Source organism: Arthrobacter woluwensis, from assembly GCF_900105345.1.
GTDB lineage: Bacteria > Actinomycetota > Actinomycetes > Actinomycetales > Micrococcaceae > Arthrobacter_E > Arthrobacter_E woluwensis.
Map to the genome: position 1 here is coordinate 2,676,178 of NZ_FNSN01000003.1, position 14,993 is coordinate 2,691,170.

Annotated in this window: 14 protein-coding genes and 1 pseudogene; 3 read left to right on the top strand and 12 right to left on the bottom strand. The window is 68.2% G+C overall.

Features of this window, described 5'->3' with window-relative positions:
* Positions 1-37: 37 nt before the first annotated feature.
* A complete protein-coding gene (infC, locus tag BLV63_RS12830; protein WP_074784288.1) occupies positions 38-985 on the bottom strand; it encodes a translation initiation factor IF-3 in 948 nt (315 codons plus the stop codon).
* Between the two features lie 321 nt (positions 986-1,306).
* Between infC and BLV63_RS12835 the strand changes: the two genes are divergently transcribed.
* Positions 1,307-1,684, top strand: a complete 378-nt coding sequence (locus BLV63_RS12835; protein WP_066217307.1) for a DUF1844 domain-containing protein — start codon at positions 1,307-1,309, stop codon at positions 1,682-1,684.
* Positions 1,685-1,784: 100 nt separating this feature from the next.
* Here BLV63_RS12835 and BLV63_RS12840 read toward each other — a convergent pair whose 3' ends face one another.
* From BLV63_RS12840 to BLV63_RS12870, 8 genes are all read right to left on the bottom strand, one after another.
* Positions 1,785-3,113, bottom strand: coding sequence for an MFS transporter (locus BLV63_RS12840; RefSeq protein WP_074784291.1), 1,329 nt, complete (start codon positions 3,111-3,113; stop codon positions 1,785-1,787).
* Positions 3,114-3,170: 57 nt separating this feature from the next.
* Positions 3,171-4,031 carry an SseB family protein gene (locus BLV63_RS12845; RefSeq protein ID WP_066215354.1) on the bottom strand — a complete coding sequence of 287 codons (861 nt, stop codon included), beginning with the start codon at positions 4,029-4,031 and terminating at the stop codon, positions 3,171-3,173.
* A gap of 7 nt (positions 4,032-4,038) precedes the next feature.
* The gene (gene priA, locus BLV63_RS12850) at positions 4,039-4,785 is read right to left on the bottom strand and encodes a bifunctional 1-(5-phosphoribosyl)-5-((5-phosphoribosylamino)methylideneamino)imidazole-4-carboxamide isomerase/phosphoribosylanthranilate isomerase PriA (RefSeq protein WP_174521280.1); all 747 of its coding nucleotides are present in this window, start codon (positions 4,783-4,785) and stop codon (positions 4,039-4,041) included.
* A 27-nt stretch (positions 4,786-4,812) separates the two neighbouring features.
* A complete protein-coding gene (locus BLV63_RS18675; protein ID WP_169795526.1) occupies positions 4,813-4,971 on the bottom strand; it encodes a CG2302 family histidine operon protein in 159 nt (52 codons plus the stop codon).
* Complete coding sequence (gene hisH / locus BLV63_RS12855) at positions 4,971-5,765, bottom strand: imidazole glycerol phosphate synthase subunit HisH (RefSeq protein WP_066215350.1); 795 nt, start codon at positions 5,763-5,765, stop codon at positions 4,971-4,973. Before hisH ends, BLV63_RS18675 begins: the two co-directional genes overlap by 1 nt.
* A complete protein-coding gene (hisB, locus tag BLV63_RS12860) occupies positions 5,762-6,376 on the bottom strand; it encodes an imidazoleglycerol-phosphate dehydratase HisB (RefSeq protein WP_066215348.1) in 615 nt (204 codons plus the stop codon). The genes hisH and hisB overlap by 4 nt, the downstream gene beginning before the upstream one ends.
* 112 nt (positions 6,377-6,488) lie before the next feature.
* A complete protein-coding gene (locus BLV63_RS12865; protein WP_066215346.1) occupies positions 6,489-7,589 on the bottom strand; it encodes a histidinol-phosphate transaminase in 1,101 nt (366 codons plus the stop codon).
* A gap of 208 nt (positions 7,590-7,797) precedes the next feature.
* Positions 7,798-8,148 carry a LysM peptidoglycan-binding domain-containing protein gene (locus tag BLV63_RS12870; protein WP_066215344.1) on the bottom strand — a complete coding sequence of 117 codons (351 nt, stop codon included), beginning with the start codon at positions 8,146-8,148 and terminating at the stop codon, positions 7,798-7,800.
* Between the two features lie 387 nt (positions 8,149-8,535).
* On the opposite strand from BLV63_RS12870, the pseudogene lexA reads away from it, so the two are divergent.
* Positions 8,536-9,198: pseudogene (gene lexA / locus BLV63_RS12875) on the top strand (transcriptional repressor LexA); the annotation flags it as partial.
* A gap of 129 nt (positions 9,199-9,327) precedes the next feature.
* On the opposite strand, the gene BLV63_RS12880 reads toward lexA, so the two are convergent.
* Both BLV63_RS12880 and hflX read right to left on the bottom strand, forming a co-directional pair.
* The gene (locus tag BLV63_RS12880) at positions 9,328-11,433 is read right to left on the bottom strand and encodes an ATP-dependent DNA helicase (RefSeq protein ID WP_066215340.1); all 2,106 of its coding nucleotides are present in this window, start codon (positions 11,431-11,433) and stop codon (positions 9,328-9,330) included.
* On the bottom strand, positions 11,426-12,991 hold the full coding sequence (gene hflX / locus BLV63_RS12885; protein WP_066215338.1) for a GTPase HflX: 1,566 nt from the start codon (positions 12,989-12,991) through the stop codon (positions 11,426-11,428). The genes BLV63_RS12880 and hflX overlap by 8 nt, the downstream gene beginning before the upstream one ends.
* 326 nt (positions 12,992-13,317) lie before the next feature.
* Here hflX and BLV63_RS12890 point away from each other — a divergent pair, with 326 nt between their 5' ends.
* Positions 13,318-13,929, top strand: coding sequence for a class I SAM-dependent methyltransferase (locus BLV63_RS12890; protein ID WP_066215336.1), 612 nt, complete (start codon positions 13,318-13,320; stop codon positions 13,927-13,929).
* A gap of 104 nt (positions 13,930-14,033) precedes the next feature.
* On the opposite strand, the gene dapF is transcribed toward BLV63_RS12890, so the two are convergent.
* Positions 14,034-14,978: a diaminopimelate epimerase gene (gene dapF / locus BLV63_RS12895; protein WP_066215334.1), complete on the bottom strand. Its 945-nt coding sequence runs from the start codon at positions 14,976-14,978 to the stop codon at positions 14,034-14,036.
* Between the last annotated feature and the right edge of the window lie 15 nt (positions 14,979-14,993).

The window sequence follows — 14,993 nt, forward strand, 5'->3', positions numbered from 1 at the left end:
CTCGTCATCGGAGGGCCGTCGGGCGAAGGACGGGTGTCTAGTTGGCCTTGCGGGCACCGGGCTTGGGAGCGCCCGGCTTCGGCATGGACGGCTTCGGCGCGGCGGCGGGCTTCGCAGCCGGCTTCGGCGTCGCGGCAGGCTTGGCCGCGGCGGGCTTGGCAGCCGGCTTCGGCTCCTCCACCGGAGCTTCCTTCACGGAAGCCTCCGCAACCGGAGCCTCTTCGACGACGGCCCCGTCAGCTGCGACATCCTCGAGCGGTGCTTCCACCGCTGCGGACTCGCTGGCCTTCAAAGCCTCGGCCAGCTGCTCGCCGAGGTTGTTGCTCAGCGGAGTGGCGTTGTCCGTGTCCACACGGTCAGACTCGGCCTGGGCCTTGGCTTCGTTCTGAGCCTTGGCCTCGGCACGCTGTGCGGCGCGACGGGCTTCGGCCTTCGCTTCGGCCTTGTTCTTGAGCGGACCGATCACCATGACCATGTTGCGGCCGTCGATGCGCGGGGTGGACTCGATGACGCCGACCTCGGCCACGTCTTCGGCGAAGCGCTGGAGGAGGCGGATGCCCATCTCCGGACGCTGCTGCTCACGGCCACGGAACTGGATCATGGCCTTGACCTTGTCACCGGCACCGAGGAAGCGCAGTGCGTGACCGCGCTTGGTCTCGTAGTCGTGCTTGTCGATCTTCAGGCGGAACCGGATTTCCTTCAGGACCGTGTTGGTCTGGTTCTTCCGGGCCTCGCGTGCCTTCACTGCGGCTTCGTACTTGTACTTTCCGAAGTCCATCAGCTTGCAGACAGGCGGCTTGGCCTGAGGCGCAACCTCAACGAGATCAAGGTCTGCTTCTGCGGCCAGACGGAGGGCGTCCTCGATGCGGACGATACCCACCTGCTCACCGGCTGGGCCGACCAACCGCACCTCGGGGACGCGGATACGCTCATTGATACGTGGATCGCTAATGTGTAGCTCCTGTTGCTCGTTGCCTTGTTCCACTGGCAATGAGAAAGGCCTCCTCTTGCCAGTGCAAGCGGAGGCCTCAGGAAACTGAGTCGGACAAAGATCACAGCGCCGGAACATCACCTGAGCGATGGCCCTGCACAGGACTGCCGTCCTATTCTGACCCGGCGACCTTCAGTGTCCTGTTCCGGGGGCCTGAGCCCCTGGCCGAACGGCGGTCGACGCGGGTGGGAGAAATCTCCACTTGCAAACTAAGAGTAAATCTTACACGACTCCGGCACACGAATGCGAACGGCGCGCCCACACAGTGCTCGCGTCGGGTAACGACTCCCAGTTGGTCTGTGCCAAGCTTATCAAATGAGCACTTTTGAACACGAAGACCACGGCACCGCTGCGGGCGACCCCGCCGCTGGGCACACCCGCGACATCGCCGAAGTCCCCGCGGTCGAGGTCATCTCCACCGCGGCCGTCCACCTCATGAGCGCCGCCGCCGTGAAGCTCGGCCTCGCGGACGACCCCAACGCCGAGGACCTCAAGGACCTCGATGAGGCCCGCAAGCTCATCACGGCGCTGGCGGGCTTCATCACGGCGGCCGCCCCGGAGATCGGCTCCCAGCACGCCGGCCCGTTGCGCGACGGCCTGCGCACCCTGCAGCTCGCCTTCCGGGAAGCCTCCCTCATCAAGGATGAGCCCGGCAAGGGTCCCGGCGAGAAGTTCACCGGCCCCGTCAACTAACGCGCCACATCCGGCACGACGACGGCGGGGCGCCACCTGGAGAAGGTGGCGCCCCGCCGTCGTCGTGTCCGCGAGTCGTGAAGGGCGACGTGCCCCTCGTTCAGACCGAGGCGAGCCGTCGGCGGACGACGCGGGCCACCGTCGCCACGACGACGAGGAGCACCCCAGCCACGCCGATCGCCACGAATCCCGACCACGGTCCGATGCGGTCGATGAAAAGGCCAGTCATCGGCGAACCCAGGGCGGTTCCGGCGGTGAGGAACGAGCCGTACCAGCCCATCGCCTCACCACGCCGGTCCTCGTCCACCAGGTCGGCCACGTACTCCGACGCCGAGGAGAGCACCGGGGCGCAGAGCAGTCCGGGCAGATTGGAGAGCAGGGCCAGCGACCAGGTGTCCTGCGCGAAGCCCATCGGGATGGTCAGCACGGCCATCGCCAGGAGCAGCAGCATGGGTGAGACCTTGCGCTTCATCGCCCCGTAGAGGATGCCGCCCACCATCGAGGACGCGCACCAGAAGAAGAACACGATCCCCAGTTCCGCCTCGTTGCCGTGCTGGCGCAGCAGGCCGACGATCGACACATCGGTGCCACTGAGCACCAGGCCCGCGCCGGCCGCCGTCAGGAACACGGCGACCAGGGTGCCGCTGATCCAGGAGAAGGATTTCACGAGTCGGCGTCGCGCGTTCTCGCGTTCCGCCACCGCCGGTCCGGGAGGACGGGTGGCGACCTCCAGCAGTTCGCCCGCCGCGCCCTGGGGGTTGCCGGCGGCGGTGTCGGCCACCGCGTGCTCGGCGGCCTCGCACTCGGCGGCGCGCTGCTCCTGCTCCTCGTCAGCCGTGGCGGCTCCCTCACGGCGCGTGGGCGGGTTCATCCAGACCAGGAACAGGCCGGCGAGGGCCGTCAGCCAGCCGACCAGGGTCAGCCCCCAGACGGTGGACCAGGTGGTAGCCAGCACCGCGGCGGCGGCCGGACCGATCATGAAGACGAGTTCCGTGGCGATCGAGTCGAGCGCGTAGGCGGTCCGCATCCGCTCGCCGTGCACCAGCACACCCAGCGACTGACGGATCACGCTGAAGATCGGCAGGCTGAACGCGCCGCCCACCAGGGCGAGCGGGAGGATCCACTCGTAGGACACGTGCGGGATGACCGTCCAGATGACGGCTTCCGAGATGATCGACGGGATCAGCGCGACACGGAGTCCGGCGATGTCCACCCGGCGTCCGCGCCAGGGAGCGCCGACCGCGATGCCGATGGTGAACAGCGCCGCCGCGACTCCCGCCTCCGCGAAACCCTTGCCGAGGGTCAGCACGATGTGCAGCGTGAGCAGGATGCCCGACGCCGAGTGCGGAATCCTCGCGATCATCCCCACCAGCAGCAGCCAGCGGACATCCCGTTCGGCCAGCAGCTCCTTGTACCGTGCGAAGTTCACGTCTCTTGAAATCCTTTGCGCGAGTCGTGATCACCCCGCGCTTCCCGGCACGGAGGATCAGGGTTGGTGAAGGGTGACTTTGACCTCGATCGAATCAACACCCTCAGCAAGTGTTTCATTTCCCGCCCAGCTCTGCTGTAAAGCGGACACCACTGCACTGACCTGGGCCGATTCCAGTCCGGGCTTCAACGCCAGGATGACGCACAGCTCGGGTCCGAGGCCACCGCCCGGGACCTCCTCCCCCCGTGCGTCCCGGGACACCACGCCGGAGCCCCGACGCACCTGGATGTCCCCCACCTCCGGGTGCCCGACGGCGCTGGCACGGAACGCCTCGGCGACATCAGGGTCCAGGTAGGACGGCATCCACGGCTTCTGCTGGGCCAGCGCCCACAGCGGGGCCCGGCGCACGACGAAGGTGAACTCGCTGCCGGGGTCGAGCACGAGCAGCTGTGCCTTCTCCGACACCGCCGACAGCGCCGCACGGGCAGCATAGGCGGCCACGGGACGGGCCTCCGGGTGCCAGGCTTCGAGCGCGCGCACCGAGCTGAAGACCGGCATGGCGATCCGGCCGTCCGGGGCCTGCATGGTGACCATCGCCATGTCGGCCTGCTTGTCGGCATGCAGACCGTCGTGGCCCTCGTCTTCCTCGGCCAGCTGAGCCACGATCGGGATGAACACCCGGGAGGTCGCCAAGGCGTCGAGGACGCCGTCCTCTCCCCCCGTTCCAGTGCGCAGGGCGTCGAGCGCGGCCGTCAGACCGGGGTGCGCCTCCCCGTCGTCGTGCTCGAAGTTGTGGATGTGGGAGTCCTCGCCGGCCAGCGAGCGGCCCGCCCAGGGGCGCCCGGCCGAGTCGGTCGGGCCGCCGGCCCCGGCGAGTGCTGCGGCGATGTGGCCGGGAAGTTCGCGACGTTCCGTCATGCCGGCCTCAGCGGCGTCCGGCGACGTCGAGGGCTTCGGGCAGGGTGAAGGCGCCGGAGTACAGGGCCTTGCCGATGATCGCACCTTCGACGCCGAGCGGGACGAGCGCACGCAGCGCCTCCAGATCGGCCAGGCTCGAGATGCCGCCCGAGGCCACCACGGGCTTGCCGGTCTTCTCGACCATCTGCCGCAGAAGGTCGACGTTCGGGCCTTGCAGCGTTCCGTCCTTCGTCACGTCCGTGACGACGTACCGCGCACAGCCGGCGTCCTCCAAGCGGGCGAGGACCTCCCAGAGATCGCCGCCCTCCTGGGTCCAGCCGCGGCCGGCGAGCGTGGTGCCCCGGACGTCCAGGCCGACCGCGATCCGGTCGCCGAAACGCTCGATCGCACGGGCGGTCCATGCGGGGTTCTCCAGTGCGGCGGTCCCGAGGTTCACACGGGCCACGCCGAGGTCGACCAGGGCGCGCTCCAGGCTGGCGTCGTCCCGCAGCCCGCCGGAGAGTTCGACCTTCAGGTCGAGCGAGTTCACCACTTCGCGCAGGATCTCCGCGTTGTCACCCCGGCCGAAGGCGGCGTCCAGGTCCACGAGATGCACCCACTCGGCGCCGTTCTGCTGCCAATTGAGCGCGGCCTCCAGCGGTGTGCCGTAGCTGGTCTCGCTGCCGGCTTCGCCCTGGACGAGGCGCACGGCCTGGCCATCGACGACGTCAACGGCGGGCAGCAGCTCGAGGACGGGAAGCTGGGTCTGGGTCATGATCCCTCCGGGTGGCGCGCGGAGCGCCTATTTCGAGTCAAGGGTGAACAGGTAGGCGGCGGCCAAAGCCATGGCCGCCAAAACGAAGAACGCGATGCTGAGCCAGCGCGGCTTCTTCTGCTGGATGAAGGAGATACCCCCACCGATCAGCAGACCGCCGAGGCCCATGAGCAGAATGGACCACATCAGGAATCAGCGCCCGTCTCCGGGGTCGTGGAGGGCTCCGTCGTGGACGCTGCACGTCCCTTGCGGAGTGAACCGACCCAGTTGCGGAGCAGCCGCGCCCCGGCCTCCCCGGACTTCTCCGGGTGGAACTGAGTGGCGCTCAGCGGGCCGTTCTCCACCGCCGCGATGAACGGGGCGCCATGCTCGGACCAGGTGACCTTCGGCGGGGCCATGTGCGGCTGCGTGACGTCGAAGTCCCAGGTCTGCACGCCGTACGAGTGCACGAAGTAGAACCGCTCGTCCTCCACGCCCTCGAACAGGAGGCTTCCTTCGGGGGCTTTGACGGTGTTCCAGCCCATGTGGGGCACCACGGAGGCCGGCAGCAGTTCCACCGTGCCGGGCCATTCGCCCATGCCTTCGGCTTCCACGCCGTGCTCCACGCCCTTTTCGAAGAGGACCTGAAGGCCCACGCAGATGGCCAGCACCGGACGTCCGCCGGCCACGCGGCGGCCTATCAGGCGGATCGCGTCGACGTCCTTGAGTTCCTTCATGACCGTCGCGAACGCGCCGACGCCGGGAACGACCAGGCCGTCGGCATTGAGGACGTCCTCGGGGCGTGCGCTCAGGGTCACCTGGGCGCCGGCGGCTTCGAGGGCGCGCACGGCGGACCGCACATTGCCGGAACCGTAGTCCAGCACGGTGACCGTCGGCTTGCCCTCCGGGCTCTCCGGCTTCCGTCCGGTGTGGGCGTCACGGACCGCCCCGTCCTCGAGGGACTGGGCGGGACCCGTCGTGTTGTTCTCCTGCTCGCTCACAGTGCTCCCTTCGTGGACGGGATGCCCTCGACCCGGGGATCCGGTTCGATCGCCGCGCGCAGTGCACGGGCGAAGGCCTTGAACTGCGCCTCGACGATGTGGTGCGGATCGCGGCCGCGCAGCACGTCCATGTGGAGGCAGATCCCGGCGTGCAGCGTGATGGCCTCGAAGACGTGCCGGGTCAGCGAACCGGTGAAGTGCCCTCCGATGAGGTGGTACTCCTGACCGGCCGGCTCACCTTCGTGGACGAGGTACGGACGACCGGAAACGTCGACGACGGCGCGGGCCAACGCCTCATCGAGCGGCACCGTCGCGTCGCCGAAGCGGCGGATGCCGGCCTTGTCGCCGAGCGCCTTCTTGAGCACCTCACCGAACGTGATGGCCACATCCTCGACGGTGTGGTGGGCGTCGATATGCGTGTCACCGGTGGCGCGGACCGTCAGGTCGATGAGCGAATGCTTGCACAGCGCATTGAGCATGTGGTCGTAGAACGGCACGGTGGTGCTGATCTCAGCCACACCGGTCCCGTCCAGGTCGATGCTGACGAATACGCTCGACTCGCTCGTGCTGCGTTCCATGCTGGCGGTGCGGGGCGTGCTCGCTGCGCTCATGCGGGAGACTCCTTCTGGTGACGTGCTAAGTGGATGTCGATGGTCGGCGGTGCGTACGGAATGTCCGCCGGGTCCTTCCGGCCGGAGCCGGCCTGGGGCCCGGCCGCCGGGCTCAGTGCCCGAGCAGTTCCCGGAGCCGGGTGAGGAAGGCCGTGGTCTCGGCCTCCGTGCCGGCGGTGACCCGGAGATGCCCCGGAATGCCGACGTCGCGGATGAGGACTCCGGCGTCCAGGAGGCCCTGCCAGATGGCGGCGGGATCCTCCATGCCGCCGAAGAAGACGTAGTTCGAGTCCGAGGACGCGGGCTTGAGCCCCATCTCCTGGAGTTCCGTGACGATCCGGTCGCGCTGGACCTTGATGTCTTCCACGTCCGCCATGAGCAGTTCCCGGTGGGACAGTGCGGCCAGAGCGGTGGCCTGGGTGATCGCCGAGAGGTGATACGGCAGACGGACGAGGCGGAGGGCGTCGGTGATCTCCGGCGCTGCGGCCAGGTAACCCAGGCGGGCGCCCGCCAGGGCGAAGGCCTTGCTCATGGTGCGGCTGACGATGAGCCGCTCGCGGCCCGGCAGCAGCGTGAGAGCGCTCGGCGTCCCTTCGTGGGCGAACTCGTGGTACGCCTCATCGACGATCACGATGGTCTGACTGGCCTCGCCCGCCTCGTACACGGCTTCTACCACATCGAGGCCGAGCTTGGTGCCGGTCGGGTTGTTCGGGGAGCACAGGAACACGACGCTCGGGCCGAGCTCGCGCACCTGACGGGCGGCCGATGCGGCGGACAGTTCGAAGTCGGCGTCGCGGACGCCCTTCACATACTCGGTGTCGGTTCCGCTGGCCAGCAAGGGGTACATGGAGTACGTCGGAGGGAATCCCAGCGCCGTGCGGCCAGGGCCGCCGAACGCTTGGAGGATCTGCTGGAGCACTTCATTGGAGCCGTTGGCGGCCCAGATGTTCTCCGCGGTCAGGCCGTGGCCCAGGTAGTCCGCCAGAGCCGTGCGCAGCTCCGTGAATTCGCGGTCCGGGTAGCGGTTGAGCGTGGTGGCGGCATGAGTGACGGCTTCCGTGATGGCCTCGACCACCGGAGCGGGAACGCCATGAGTGTTCTCATTGACGTTCAGGAGCACGGGGACGTCGATCTGGGGGGCGCCGTACGGGCTGATCCCCCGGAGATTGTCTCGCAGGGGAAGCTTCGCCAAGCGCTGCATTTGTTCGCTCACCCGTACAGTCTAGTTTGCCCAAGTCCCCCGCCCTGAATTGTTGCTCGCTCACCGAACAAGCACCAAGCCCGGACGGTCGCGGAGCGAGAGCTGATTGATCGCACGAAGCGAACGACGGGAGCGGGGCCACTGATGGACGGGAGCAACACGCCGCTTTGGATCAGCGCCGGAGTTCAAGGGCACCGCCTTGGGTCGGCGCTGCTGTGGATCAGCGTGCCGCGGGGACGAAGAGGTCCTGACCGGCGACGATCTCCGAAGCCTTCAGGTCATTCAACCGAGCGATCTCGCCGACGACCTCACGGGTGTCCCGGCCCGGCGCGACCCGCTGAGCGATGTCCCAGACCGTGTCACCGGGCTGAACGACGACCGTCTGGGACGAGCCGACCGTATGGGTGTCGCTCGCGATGGCCGGGGTGAGCAAGGTGCCCAGCGCGAACGTGATGATCGCGGCGAGCAGGAGCGCGGCCGGGAGGCCGAAGAAGACGAACCGCCCACGGCGGGTCAACCGCATCCGCGGAGCAGCCTGCGTTCGGGTGATCGCAACAGCCTGTGCTGACATTTCGATTCCTCGCTTCCATCACGCCGCTTGGCATCTACGTTCGATGGCAATACGCCGTACATCCAGCTCGGTTCGAACATGTATTCGAACCTCGTTACTACTATTTTTAGGACATAGCTACGAACACTGTCAAGACTCGCTAGAACAAATGTTTGATTCGGGCATCCTCCTGGCCTAGCGTTGGACGCAAGAAGAGTTCCTTTGGCGACCAGCACACCAGGGGGCACTGACAAAAATTTCGCGGGTCCGGAATCAGGCTCGCGAAGCGACAGGCAGCACCCGCCCTCCCGGAGGACGGGGATCCCCCACACGAGATCCAGGGAGTGACAGATGGCCAGGAGTTCATCGAACGAAGCCGGCCCGGGCAGAGCGCCGGGCAATCGCGGCCTCTCTCCCCGTCAGAAAAAGATCCTGGAGACCATCCAGCGCTCGGTCGAGGCGAAGGGATATCCGCCGTCGATGCGGGAGATCGGTGACACTGTCGGGCTCGCCAGCCTGTCCAGCGTCACCCACCAGCTGAGCCAGCTCGAGCGTCTCGGTTACATCCGCCGGGATCCGAAGCGCCCCCGGGCGATGGAGATCCTCATCCCCTTGACCCTGGACACCCGCGAAGCACCGCGTGTGGCCTCGCTACCCGAGCCACGGTCCATCGTGGCGGAGCTCAGCACCTCCTCGGACGCGGCCATGGTGCCTCTGGTCGGACGGATCGCAGCCGGTGGACCGATCCTGGCGGATCAGCAGGTGGAGGACGTCATGCCGCTCCCCCGCCAGCTCGTGGGACATGGCGAGCTCTTCATGCTTCAGGTCGCGGGTGATTCCATGATCGACGCGGCCATCTGCGACGGAGACTGGGTGGTCGTCCGGCGTCAGAACAACGCGGAGAACGGGGACATCGTCGCCGCCCTCCTCGACGACGAAGCGACGGTGAAGACTTTCCGGCAGCGTGACGGCCACACCTGGCTGCTGCCCCAGAACACGCGGTACGAGCCGATTCTGGGCGATCACGCCACGGTCATGGGCAAAGTGGTCTCGGTGCTGCGCTCACTCTGAGAAACCCCACCGGCCGCCGCAGCGCGCCGGAAGACGAACAGCGGCCGGAAGACGAACAGCAGACGGCGAGGGCCTGAGCGGATCACCGCTCAGGCCCACGCCTTTGTGCTGTGGTGGTGACCGCCCGGCTCAGCTCGTCGCCGTCGCGGCCTGTTCGCGGCCGGAGAGCCGCTGAAGCGCTGCGAGGACGACCTGCCGATCGGTGGTCGGCCAGAACGGCGGCAGCGTCGAGCGGATGAACCCGCCGTACCTCTCGGTGGCGAGGCGCGAGTCCAGGACCGCGACGACGCCCTTGTCGCCCGTCGAACGGATGAGCCGGCCCGCACCCTGTGCCATCTTGATGGCGGCGCTGCTGGCCGAGATCGCCATGAACCCGTTGCCCCCACTCTGGGCGACCGCCCGGGACCGCGCAGTGTTGAGGGGGTCGTCCGGCCGCGGGAACGGGATCCGGTCCATGATGACCAGCCGGCAGGAGTCACCGGGGACGTCCACGCCCTGCCACAGGGTCAACGTGCCGAAGAGACACGTGTCCCGGTCATCGGAGAACTCCTGGATGAGGGAGCTCATCGTCGCCTCCCCCTGACACAGGATCGGGACATCGACCCGCTCACGGACGTAGTCCGCAGCCTCCTCCGCAGCCCGCCGGGACGAGAACAGCCCGAGGGCTCCGCCGCCGGAGGCCTTGATGAGGTCCACCACCTCGTCGAGCGCTTCGGCCGAGATGCCGCGGCCCGGTTTGGGCAGATGGCGTGCCACGTACAGCATGCCCTGACGCGGGTAGTCGAACGGGGATCCGACGTCGATGCCCACCCAGTCGGGGGCGCCCGGACCCTGCAGTCCCACGTCGCCGGCGGCCTGCTCGAACGCGGCGCCGATCGCGAGAGTCGCGGAGGTCAGGATCGCGGTGTGCCCGTCGAACAGGCCGTCACGGAGCTTCATGGCAACGCTGAGAGGCGCCACGGTCACGGTGGCAGGTGCGTCGTCGTCGGCGGGGCGATACCCGGCGCCGGGCTCGAAGGTGCCGCTGCGCGTCAGCCAGACGACTTCCTTCCGCTCGGCCGCCACGAGGAGACGTTCGCTGACTTCCAAAAGCTGCGTCAGCCGCGAGCGGGCAGCCTGCAGCGCCCCGTCCGCGGGTTGCCCCTGCTCCGGTTTGGAGTCGGAGAGTGCGGCGCGGCAGGCCTCCCGCACGGCGTCGATGGCCCGGCCGAGCGGTTCCTCGGGACCGCGCGGCAGCAGGCCGGTGGACAACAGGCCCAGTTCAGCCTCGAGTGCTCCGGCCGCGGCGTCGAGCGCTTCGACGTTAATGTGAGCGTGGCGACGGGCGGCCCGGGCTGCGGCGGTCACCATCGCCTCGGACAGCTGACCGGTGACCGCACTCGTGACCCGGTCCTGCAATTCATGGGCCTCGTCCACGACCACGACGTCGTATTCGGGCAGCACGGCGACGCCTTCAAAAGCGTTGATGGCGAGCATGGCGTGGTTCGTGACGATGACGTCCGATTCGGCGGCGGTGGCCCGGGCCCGCTCGCTGAAGCATTCCTCGGACATCGGGCACTTCGCGGGACCGAGGCATTCCAGCGCCGTGACGGACACCTGCCGCCACGCCCGTTCGGACACACCCGGGGTCAGGTCGTCCCGGTCGCCGGTGTCGGTCTCCTGCGCCCACTCGCGCAGCCGCAGGATCTCGCGGCCGAGCTGGGTGCCCGGGCCGTTGCCGAGGCTCGGCCCGTTGTTCGAACTGAACAGCGCACCATCGGCCCCCATGCCGAACAACTGGTCATCCGAGGCGTCCTCTTCGGGGAAGCCTCCACCCACCTTGTGCAGGCACAGGTAGTTGGAGCGGCCCTTCACGAGGGCGGTCTTCACCGGCCGGGGAAGCTCGGGCGTGACCGTCTCCAGCAGGCGCGGCAGATCCCGGCCCATGATCTGGGCCTGAAGCGCGAGCGTCGCGGTGGAGATGACCGCACGGTGCCCGTTGCGCACGGCGTCGTCGATCACGGGCACGAGATACCCGAGCGACTTACCGGTGCCCGTGCCCGCCTGGACGAGCAGATGACGTTGCTCCTCGAGAGACGCGGCGACCTGCCGCACCATCTCGTGCTGGCCGGGGCGGTTCTGGCCGCCGAGGCTGCCGACGGCGGTGTCCAGGAGGGACAGCGCCCGCCGGATGGCGGGGCTGTCCCCCCTGGACTCCTCCTCCGGCTCCTGCGGGGCCGCGGGCGTCTCACTCATGGATGACGAACTGCTCCAGTTCCGCTGCCAGGGATTCCCGGACGACGACGGTGACCCGTGTGCCTTCCCCGGTGTGCTCGAGGTTGAGGATCTCGGACTCCCCTTCGTGCAGCTTGTTCAGCAGATCGCCGCGCTGGTACGGCACGAGCAGTTCCATCCGCACATCGGGGCGCGGAATGGAACGGCTGATCTCCGCCAGCAGCTCCGGAATGCCGGCGCCGGTGCGGGCCGACACCTCCAGGCAGCGCGGTTCCCTCTGCTTCAGGCGTTCCACCACGAACGGATCCGCGGCATCCACCTTGTTGAGCACGATGATCTCGGGGACCTTCCGCGCATCCACTTCGGTGAACACCTGGCGGACCGCCGCGATCTGGCCCTCAGGATCCGGGTGCGAGGCGTCCACCACGTGCAGGATGAGGTCGGAATCGGCCACCTCCTCCAGCGTGGAACGGAACGCCTCCACGAGCTGCGTCGGCAGGGACCGCACGAAGCCGACCGTGTCCGCCAGCGTGTAGGTGATCCCGTCCGGCGTCTGCGCCCTGCGCACCGTGGGGTCCAGGGTGGCGAACAGCGCGTTCTCCACCAGAACCCCGGCGTCGGTGAGCCGGTTCAGCAGCGAGGACTTGCCGGCGTTGGTGTAACCGGCGATCGCCACCGAGGGGACCTCATGACGCTTGCGGTTGGCACGCTTGGCCTCACGGGCGGGCTTCATGGCGTCGATCTCACGGCGGAGCTTGGCCATGCGGGTACGGATCTTCCGGCGGTCCAGCTCGATCTTCGTCTCACCGGGACCACGGGATCCCATGCCGGCGCCGGCGCTGCCCACCTGGCCACCGGCCTGGCGGGACATGGACTCGCCCCAGCCACGCAGACGCGGCAGCAGGTATTCCAGCTGAGCCAGCTCCACCTGCGCCTTGCCTTCCCGGCTCTTCGCATGCTGCGCGAAGATGTCCAGGATGAGCGCGGTGCGGTCGATGACCTTCACTTTGACGATGTCCTCCAGGGAGCGCCGCTGAGAAGGCGCCAGCTCGGAGTCGATGACCACGGTGTCGGCGCCGGTCGCCATGACGATGTCACGGAGCTCCAGTGCCTTGCCGGAGCCGAGGAACGTCCCGGGGTCCGGCTTGAGGCGCTTCTGGACCAGTCCGTCCAGCACCTCGGAACCGGCGGTCTCGGCCAGCGCGGCGAGTTCCCGCAGGGAGTTCTCCGCATCGGCGAGCGTGCCTTCGGTCCATAGCCCGGCCAGGACCACGCGCTCCAGACGGAGCTGGCGGTACTCGACCTCGGTGACGTCCTCGAGCTCGGTGGACAGGCCCGCCACGCGACGCCGGGCGCGCCTCTCGGCGAGATCCTGCTGCAGGCCGTCGAATTCGCTGTGTTCCTTGTCCAGCGTGGACAGGGCCTGGGCTCTGGAGCCCAGCACGGTGCCGCGGGGGGTGCCGGAGCCGGCCCCCGCTTCCGGTTCCACCGCGTCGGATTCGGTGGCGAGGATGCGGTCGATGACGGCCTGCATCTCCTCCGGAGTCAGTTCAGAACCAGAATGAGTCTGTTCAGTCATGGTCTCCCTCAAAGCGTTCGGTCCCATGCTAGCCGGAGGCTCCGACAACACGGGCAAGTGGTGAAAGGAGGTGCGGAAAGGAAAAAACACGTCTTCCGGGATTTCGAAGGATCAGTCCGGAAGGAATTCCTGCAGTACCGCACCACTGGGGTCAGGGTCACGGGGTCGACCGGTGCCACGCGACGACAGGCTTCACCTCAGGATCGGCATCAACAGCAGATCAGTGAGCGAAGCGGCGCGTGGGTCCGGGACTCATTACAGGAAAGACAGCATTGCACCATTCTACCAGCTCCCGCGCCTGGCCACGGCCCACTAAGGTTGCACGCATGGAGTCCGCACACTACTTCAGCAGCGAGCCGGCCGGCGAGTTCATCCGCAAGCCGCTCAGCGTCGTTCTGGACGGCAAGGAACGCTCCTTGCACACCTCCACGGGCATCTTCAGCCCCGACGCCATCGACAAGGGCACCAGGATCCTTCTGGACGAAGTCCCCGCACCGGCCTCCGAGGGCTCCTTCCTGGACATCGGCTGCGGCTGGGGACCCATCGCCCTGACCTTGGCGCTCAAGTCCCCGGAGGCCCGGGTCACCGCTGTGGACGTCAATCAGCGCTGCATCGCGCTGACCACCGAGAATGCGGCCACCCTAGGGCTGACCAATCTCATCGCCTCACTCCCTCAGGACGTCGACCCGGAGCTCGGATTCGACCTCATCTGGTCCAATCCGCCCATCAGGATCGGCAAGGCGGAACTCCACGAGCTGCTGCAGCTCTGGCTTCCCCGGCTCAATCCCGGCGGCGAGGCTTACCTGGTCGTCCAGAAGAACCTCGGCTCGGACTCGTTGCAGAAATGGCTCGCGGACACGCTGCCCGCCGGGTTCGCCGTCTCACGCTTCTCGACCGCGAAGTCGTTCCGCGTGCTGCGGGTCGTCCGCGACGGCTGACGCCCTCCGCCCCGGCCAGGCGCCCTGAGCACGACGACGACGCCCCCCGCCCGCCGTCGTCGGCCTGCGGTCTGCGCGTGCCCGGCTCAGCCGCGGCCGGGTTCTCAGGCCAGGCGGCCGCGTGCCACGATCGTCGCAGGACCACTGAGGACCACGTGCTCGCCGTCGGAGGCGGCCGGCAGGAACTCGACCCCGACCACGCCGCCGGGCACCTGGACATCCCAGCGTGACGGTGCGCCGGCACCCGCCCAGTACCGGATCGCCGCAGCGGCCGCACAGGCGCCGGTGCCGCACGACTGGGTCTCCCCCACGCCGCGCTCGTGCACCCGCATGGTCACATGGCCCTTCCCGTCCTGCACGAGCGGCTCCGCGGGCACCACGAACTCGACATTCGTGCCGTTCGGAGGAACCGGGTGCACCGCCGGGATCTCGGTGAGCGGAAGAGCGGCGAGCTCGTCCAGCCCGGCCAGCGCCAGCACCGTGTGCGGATTGCCCATCGTGATCGACAGCGCCGGGCGTTCGCCGTCCAGACCGCGCGCGGTGACGAGTGAATCGACGGCCCTCTCGGCCGCCTCCTCCGGGTGGATGAAGGCCCACGGCCCCATGTCCACCGCGTAGCCCTCGGGAACCAGGGTGACGACCTTGACACCGGCGCGCGTGCCGACCTTGAGGACGGAGTTGTCATCGAGACGGGCGAGCCCGGAGTCGAGCAGGAAGTGCACGAAGGCGCGGACCCCGTTGCCGCACATCTCGGCGATGGAACCGTCGTTGTTGCGGTAGTCCATGAACCATTCGGCGTCCGGCTCGGAGGCGAGCAGCTCCTGACCTTCGGGCAGGAGACGGGACGGGATGGCACGGATCAGTCCGTCGCCGCCGATGCCCTGGTGCCGGTCGCACAGCACGGCCACCTGCTCCGCCGTGAGAGGACGCAGGCCGTCGGGGTCGGCGATCAGCACGAAATCGTTGCCCGTGCCGTGTCCCTTGGCGAACTCCAGTCCGCTCAGTCCGGCGAGGACGACGGCGGCGGGAGCAGGAAGCGTCTCAGTCATGGTTCCAGCGTACAG